The organism is Sphingomonas sp. 66-10, from assembly GCF_001897045.1.
GTDB classification, from domain to species: Bacteria; Pseudomonadota; Alphaproteobacteria; order Sphingomonadales; family Sphingomonadaceae; genus Sphingomonas; species Sphingomonas lycopersici.
Genome location: NZ_MKRR01000092.1, coordinates 3,170 through 8,707, shown reverse-complemented (window position 1 = coordinate 8,707; position 5,538 = coordinate 3,170). Strand labels below are relative to the sequence as shown.

The 5,538-nt window shown below is 66.2% G+C and carries 4 protein-coding genes; 2 read left to right on the top strand and 2 right to left on the bottom strand.

Going from position 1 to position 5,538, the window contains the following annotated elements; translation table 11 throughout:
* Positions 1-1,162 (bottom strand): cbb3-type cytochrome c oxidase subunit I (locus tag BGN95_RS07395; RefSeq protein ID WP_286772137.1); only part of this gene is annotated, 1,162 nt, incomplete at its 3' end.
* 4 nt (positions 1,163-1,166) lie between these two features.
* A complete protein-coding gene (gene cyoA / locus BGN95_RS07390) occupies positions 1,167-2,168 on the bottom strand; it encodes a ubiquinol oxidase subunit II (RefSeq protein ID WP_286772136.1) in 1,002 nt (333 codons plus the stop codon).
* Positions 2,169-2,292: 124 nt separating this feature from the next.
* Between cyoA and BGN95_RS07385 the strand changes: the two genes are divergently transcribed.
* Both BGN95_RS07385 and BGN95_RS07380 read left to right on the top strand, forming a co-directional pair.
* Entirely contained in the window at positions 2,293-3,606 is a 1,314-nt protein-coding gene (locus BGN95_RS07385) for an MFS transporter (RefSeq protein WP_265269091.1), read from the top strand.
* Between the two features lie 275 nt (positions 3,607-3,881).
* The coding region (locus tag BGN95_RS07380) for an aconitate hydratase (RefSeq protein ID WP_286772135.1) at positions 3,882-5,538 on the top strand (1,657 nt) is incomplete at its 3' end.

The window sequence follows — 5,538 nt, the reverse complement described above, 5'->3', positions numbered from 1 at the left end:
GCAGCTCGAAGCGGATGCGCCCGCGGTACATCGTGAACAGCCAGTTGAAGATCTTCGCCCCCGTCGGGATCGAGATGATCATCGTCGTGATGCCGAAGAAGCTGTTGACCGTCGCGCCCGACCCCATCGTGAAGAAATGGTGCAGCCACACGAGGTAGGAGAGGATGCAGATGACGATGAGGGCGTAGACCATCGAGGTGTAGCCGAACAGCCGCTTGCTCGAGAAGGTCGAGACGACCTCGCTGAACACGCCGAACGCCGGGAGGACGAGGATGTAGACCTCCGGGTGGCCCCAGATCCAGATCATGTTCACGTACATCATCGGGTTGCCGCCCGCTTCGTTCGTGAAGAAATGCGTGCCGAGGTAGCGATCGGCGCCGAGCAGCGCGAGCACCGCGGTGAGCACCGGGAAAGCGGCGACGATCAGCACGTTGGTGACGAGCGCCGACCAGGTGAACACCGGCATCTTCATCAGCGTCATCCCCGGCGCGCGCAGCTTGACGATCGTCGCGATCAGATTGACGCCGGATAACAAGGTGCCGACGCCCGCGATCTGCAGCGCCCATATGTAATAATCGACCCCGACATCGGGCGAGTAATCGAGCCCCGACAAGGGCGCCATCGCCAGCCAGCCGGTCCGCGCGAATTCGCCGACGAACAGGCTCATCATGACCAGGATCGCGCCCGCGGTGGTCATCCAGAAGCTGAAATTGTTGAGGAACGGGAAAGACACGTCGCGCGCGCCGATCTGCAGCGGGACGATATAGTTCATCAGCCCGGTGACGAACGGCATCGCGACGAAGAAGATCATGATCACGCCGTGCGCGGTGAACACCTGATCATAATGGTGCGCCGGGAGGTAGCCCTCGCTGCCGTTGAAGGCGATCGCCTGTTGCAGCCGCATCATGATCGCGTCGGCGAAGCCGCGCAGCAGCATCACCGTGCCGAGCACGAGATACATGATGCCGATCCGCTTGTGGTCGACGGTGGTGAACCACTCGCGCCACAGGTAATTCCACAATTTGTAATAGCTGAGCGCGCCGACCAGCGCGATGCCGCCGAGCGCGACCATCGCGAAAGTGCCGAGCAGGATCGGCTCGTGATAGGGAATGGCCTCCAGCGTCAGGCGGCCAAACAGGAACTTGGTCACGGCTTCGGACATTGCCTCAGGCCCCGGTGGAGGAAGTGGAGGGATGGTGCGGATGCTGCCCGGCGGCGGCCGGCGCGGCGGTGGCCGCGGGCGCCGGGATATGGCCGTGGCCGTGCATCGATTCGCTCATGCACGGCGCGCCCGGCCTGACGCACTGGTTGACCGCGCGATCGAACAGCCCGCGCTCGATCGAGCCGAAATGCATCACCGGCACGCGCTCGCTCGGCTGTTCGAGCTTGAGATAGGTCGCGGTATCGAGCTTGCCGGCGGCCGCCTTGGTCGAGGCGACCCAGCGCGCGAACCCCGCCTCGTCGAGCGCGTGGGTGCGGAAATGCATCCCCGAGAAGCCGGCGCCCGAGTAATTGGCGGACATGCCGGCATAATTACCGGGCTTGTTGAGCACGGCGTGGAGCTTGGTCTCCATCCCGGCCATCGTATAGATCATCCCGGCCATCGCGGGCACGTAGAAGGTGTTCATCACGTCCGACGAGGTGAGGCGGAAGCGCACCTGGCGATCGACCGGCACGACCAGCTCGTTGACCGTCGCGACGCCCTGCTCGGGGTAGATGAACAGCCATTTCCAGTCGAGCGACACCACCTCAACGTCGAGCGGCTTCTGATCGGCCGGCACCGGCTTGCCCGCGGCGATCCGCCCGACCTCGCGATAGGGATCGAGCGTGTGGGTCGCGACCCAGGTCAGCGCGCCGAGCGCGATGATGATCAACAGCGGCGCTGACCAGATCACCAGCTCAAGCGCGGTCGAGTGATCCCAGTCCGGCGCGTAATCGCTATCCTTGTTCGACGCGCGATAGCGCCACGCGAAGATCACCGTCAGCGCCATCACCGGGATGATGATCAGCAGCATCAGCCCGGTCGACCACAGGATCAGATCGGCCTGCTGGCGCGCGACGTCTCCGGCGGGATTCATCACCACCATATCGCACCCGCCGAGCGCCGCGATCAGCGGCAACGTCGCGAGCGCCCGGCGCCACTTCCCGTTTCGAGTCTGAGGGTGCATGATGTGCATAATCATCGGGCGCTAGTCCTGTTTGTGCAGGTGCGAAATAGGACAATTTGTCCTATCCCCAGGCCGGGCGGGGCGGCCTAAGGGAGCGCGGTTTTCGTTCGAGAGTTGACGACAGATGGCCGAAGCAATTGCCCACCCCACCCCTGCCGCGCGCGACGCCGTTGCGACGGGCCATGTCCGTCCGGGCGAGATCGCAATCGGGGTGATCATCGGCCGCACCTCCGAATTCTTCGACTTCTTCGTCTACGCGATCGCCTCGGTGCTGGTGTTCCCGCAGCTGATCTTCCCGTTCGTCGACCGCGTGACCGGCACCTTATACTCTTTCGCGCTGTTTCCGCTCGCTTTCCTTGCCCGGCCGATCGGGTCGCAGATTTTCCTTGCGATCGACCGCCGCCACGGACGGGGAACGAAGCTGACCATCGCGCTGTTCCTGCTCGGCACCGCAACGGTGTCGGTGGGCTTCCTGCCCGGCTATAACGAGGTCGGCATCGCCTCGGCGGTGATCCTCGCCATCCTGCGCATCGGTCAGGGGATCGCGCTGGGCGGCGCGTGGGACGGGCTCGCCTCGCTCCTCGCGCTCAACGCGCCCGAAAAGCGCCGCGGGTGGTATGCGATGGTGCCGCAGCTCGGCGCGCCGCTCGGCCTCATCGTCGCGAGCGGGCTGTTCGCCTTCTTCATCGGCACCCTGGGCTTCGACGATTTCTTCAGCTGGGGCTGGCGCTACCCGTTCTTCGTCGCCTTCGCGATCAACGTCGTCGCGCTGTTCGCGCGGCTGCGCATCTCGGTCGCGCCGGAATATAACGAGCTGTTCAAGGCGCGCGAGCTGACCCCCTCGCCGGTCATCGCGACGGTCAAGGCGCAATGGCACAATATCATCATCGGCGCCTTCGCCCCGCTGGCGAGCTTCGCCCTGTTCCATATGGTGACGGTGTTCCCGCTTTCCTGGGTCGCCTTGTTCACGCATGAGAGCATCACCCGCTTCCTGATGATCGAGATCGTCGGCGCGGCGTTCGGCGTCGCGGCGATCGTCGTCTCGGGGCTGCTCGCCGACCGGATCGGGCGGCGCTCCTTGCTCGGCTATACCGCCGCGGCGATCGCGGCTTTCTCGGGGTTCGCGCCGCAATTGCTCGACGCGGGCGGCGCGGGCGAGGCGGTGTTCATGGTGACCGGGTTCATCCTGCTCGGGCTGTCGTTCGGCCAGTCCTCGGGCGCGGTGACCAACAATTTCCCCAAGCGCGCACGCTACACCGGCGCGGCGCTGACCTCGGACCTCGCCTGGCTGTTCGGCGCCGGCTTCGCCCCGCTCGCGGCGCTGGTGCTGGCGAAGAATTTCGGGCTGATCGCGGCCGGCGGCTATCTGCTGTCGGGCGCGCTCGGCACGCTGGCGGCGCTGGCACTCAATTCGGAACTCGCGCGCCGGCTGGATTGAGCTTTCCCAAGCCGTTCCCGCACCCGTCATCCCAGCGAAAGCTGGGATCTCGGGCGGCAGGGGCGACGCCTGTGGCGCGAGACCCCAGCTTTCGCTGGGTGACGAGCTAGAGGAGGCAGCGTAGGCCCCTTCCCCCATGCCCCACCCGCTGCTATCGGCCCTCCCGACTCCGTCGCTTACGCCCGTCCGGGCGCGCTCGCGCGGGGGCCCGGCGCGTGCCGCGGCCACCGCCTCCCCGCCGCGCCCGACAGGCCCACCAAGGGGAAAGGACCCGCATGACCGCCATCGGCCACGATACGCTCGGCGCCCGCACCACGCTCACTGTGGACGGCAAGGCTTACGACTATTTCTCGCTCGCCAAGGCGGCGGAGAAATATGGCGACATCACCCGCCTGCCCTTCTCGATGAAGGTGCTGCTGGAGAACATGCTGCGCTTCGAGGACGGCGTGACCGTGACGCCCGAGGACGTGCAGGCGATCGTCGACTGGCAGAAGGAGCGCCGCTCCGACCGCGAGATCCAATATCGCCCGGCGCGCGTGCTGATGCAGGATTTCACCGGGGTTCCCTGCGTCGTCGACCTCGCCGCGATGCGCGACGCGATCACCAAGCTCGGCGGCGACGCGGCCAAGATCAACCCGCAGGTGCCCGTCCACCTCGTCATCGATCACTCGGTGATGGTCGACGAATTCGGCACCCCCAAGGCGTTCGGCGATAACGTCGATCTCGAATATGCCCGCAACGGAGAGCGTTACGAGTTCCTGAAGTGGGGATCGAAGGCGCTCGACAATTTCCAGGTCGTTCCCCCGGGGACCGGCATCTGCCATCAGGTGAACCTCGAATATATCGGCCAGGCGGTGTGGTCGGCGGTCGAGACCGGCGAGAATGCCAAGACCGGCGCGACGATCGCCTATCCCGATACGCTGGTCGGCACCGACAGCCACACCACGATGATCAACGGCCTGGGCGTGCTCGGCTGGGGCGTCGGCGGGATCGAGGCCGAGGCGGCGATGCTCGGTCAGCCGGTTTCGATGCTCATCCCCGAGGTCGTCGGCTTCAAGCTGACCGGCGCGCTGCGCGAAGGCATCACCGCGACCGATCTGGTGCTGACCGTGACGCAGATGCTGCGCGCCAAGGGCGTGGTCGGCCGCTTTGTCGAATTCTACGGCCCGGGCCTCGCCTCGATGACGCTCGCCGATCGCGCGACGATCGCCAATATGGCGCCCGAATATGGCGCGACCTGCGGCTTCTTCCCGGTCGACGACCGCACGCTCGATTACATGCGCCTCACCGGGCGCCCCGAGGAGACGGTGGCGCTGACCGAGGCCTATGCCAAGGCGCAGGGCATGTGGCGCGACGCGATGTCGCCCGATCCGGTGTTCACCGACACGCTCGAGCTCGACATGTCGACGGTCGTGCCGTCGCTCGCCGGGCCGAAGCGCCCGCAGGACAAGGTGACGCTCGACACCGTCGACGACGTGTTCAACAGCGATCTCGCCAAGCTCTATAACAAGGCGCAGCCGGCGCGCGTCCCGGTCGAGGGCCGCGATCACGATATCGGCGACGGTGACGTGGTGATCGCCGCGATCACCTCGTGCACCAACACCTCCAACCCGTCGGTGCTGGTCGCCGCCGGGCTCGTCGCCCGCAAGGCGCGCGCCAAGGGGCTCAAGCCCAAGCCGTGGGTGAAGACCTCGCTCGCGCCCGGGTCGCAGGTGGTGACCGACTATCTCGACAAGTCGGGGCTCAGCGAGGATCTCGACGCGATCGGGTTCAACCTCGTCGGCTATGGCTGCACCACCTGCATCGGCAATTCGGGGCCGCTCGCGGCGCCGATCTCGGCGGCGATCAACGGCAACGATCTGGTCGCGGCGAGCGTCCTCTCGGGCAATCGCAACTTCGAGGGCCGCGTCAGCCCCGACGTGCGCGCCAACT

Bases quoted from the DNA above. Each gene is read 5' to 3' on its own strand.
- cyoA (WP_286772136.1), bottom strand. From the start codon at position 2,168: ATGCACCCTCAGACTCGAAACGGGAAGTGGCGCCGGGCGCTCGCGACG.
- BGN95_RS07385 (WP_265269091.1), top strand. From the start codon at position 2,293: ATGGCCGAAGCAATTGCCCACCCCACCCCTGCCGCGCGCGACGCCGTT.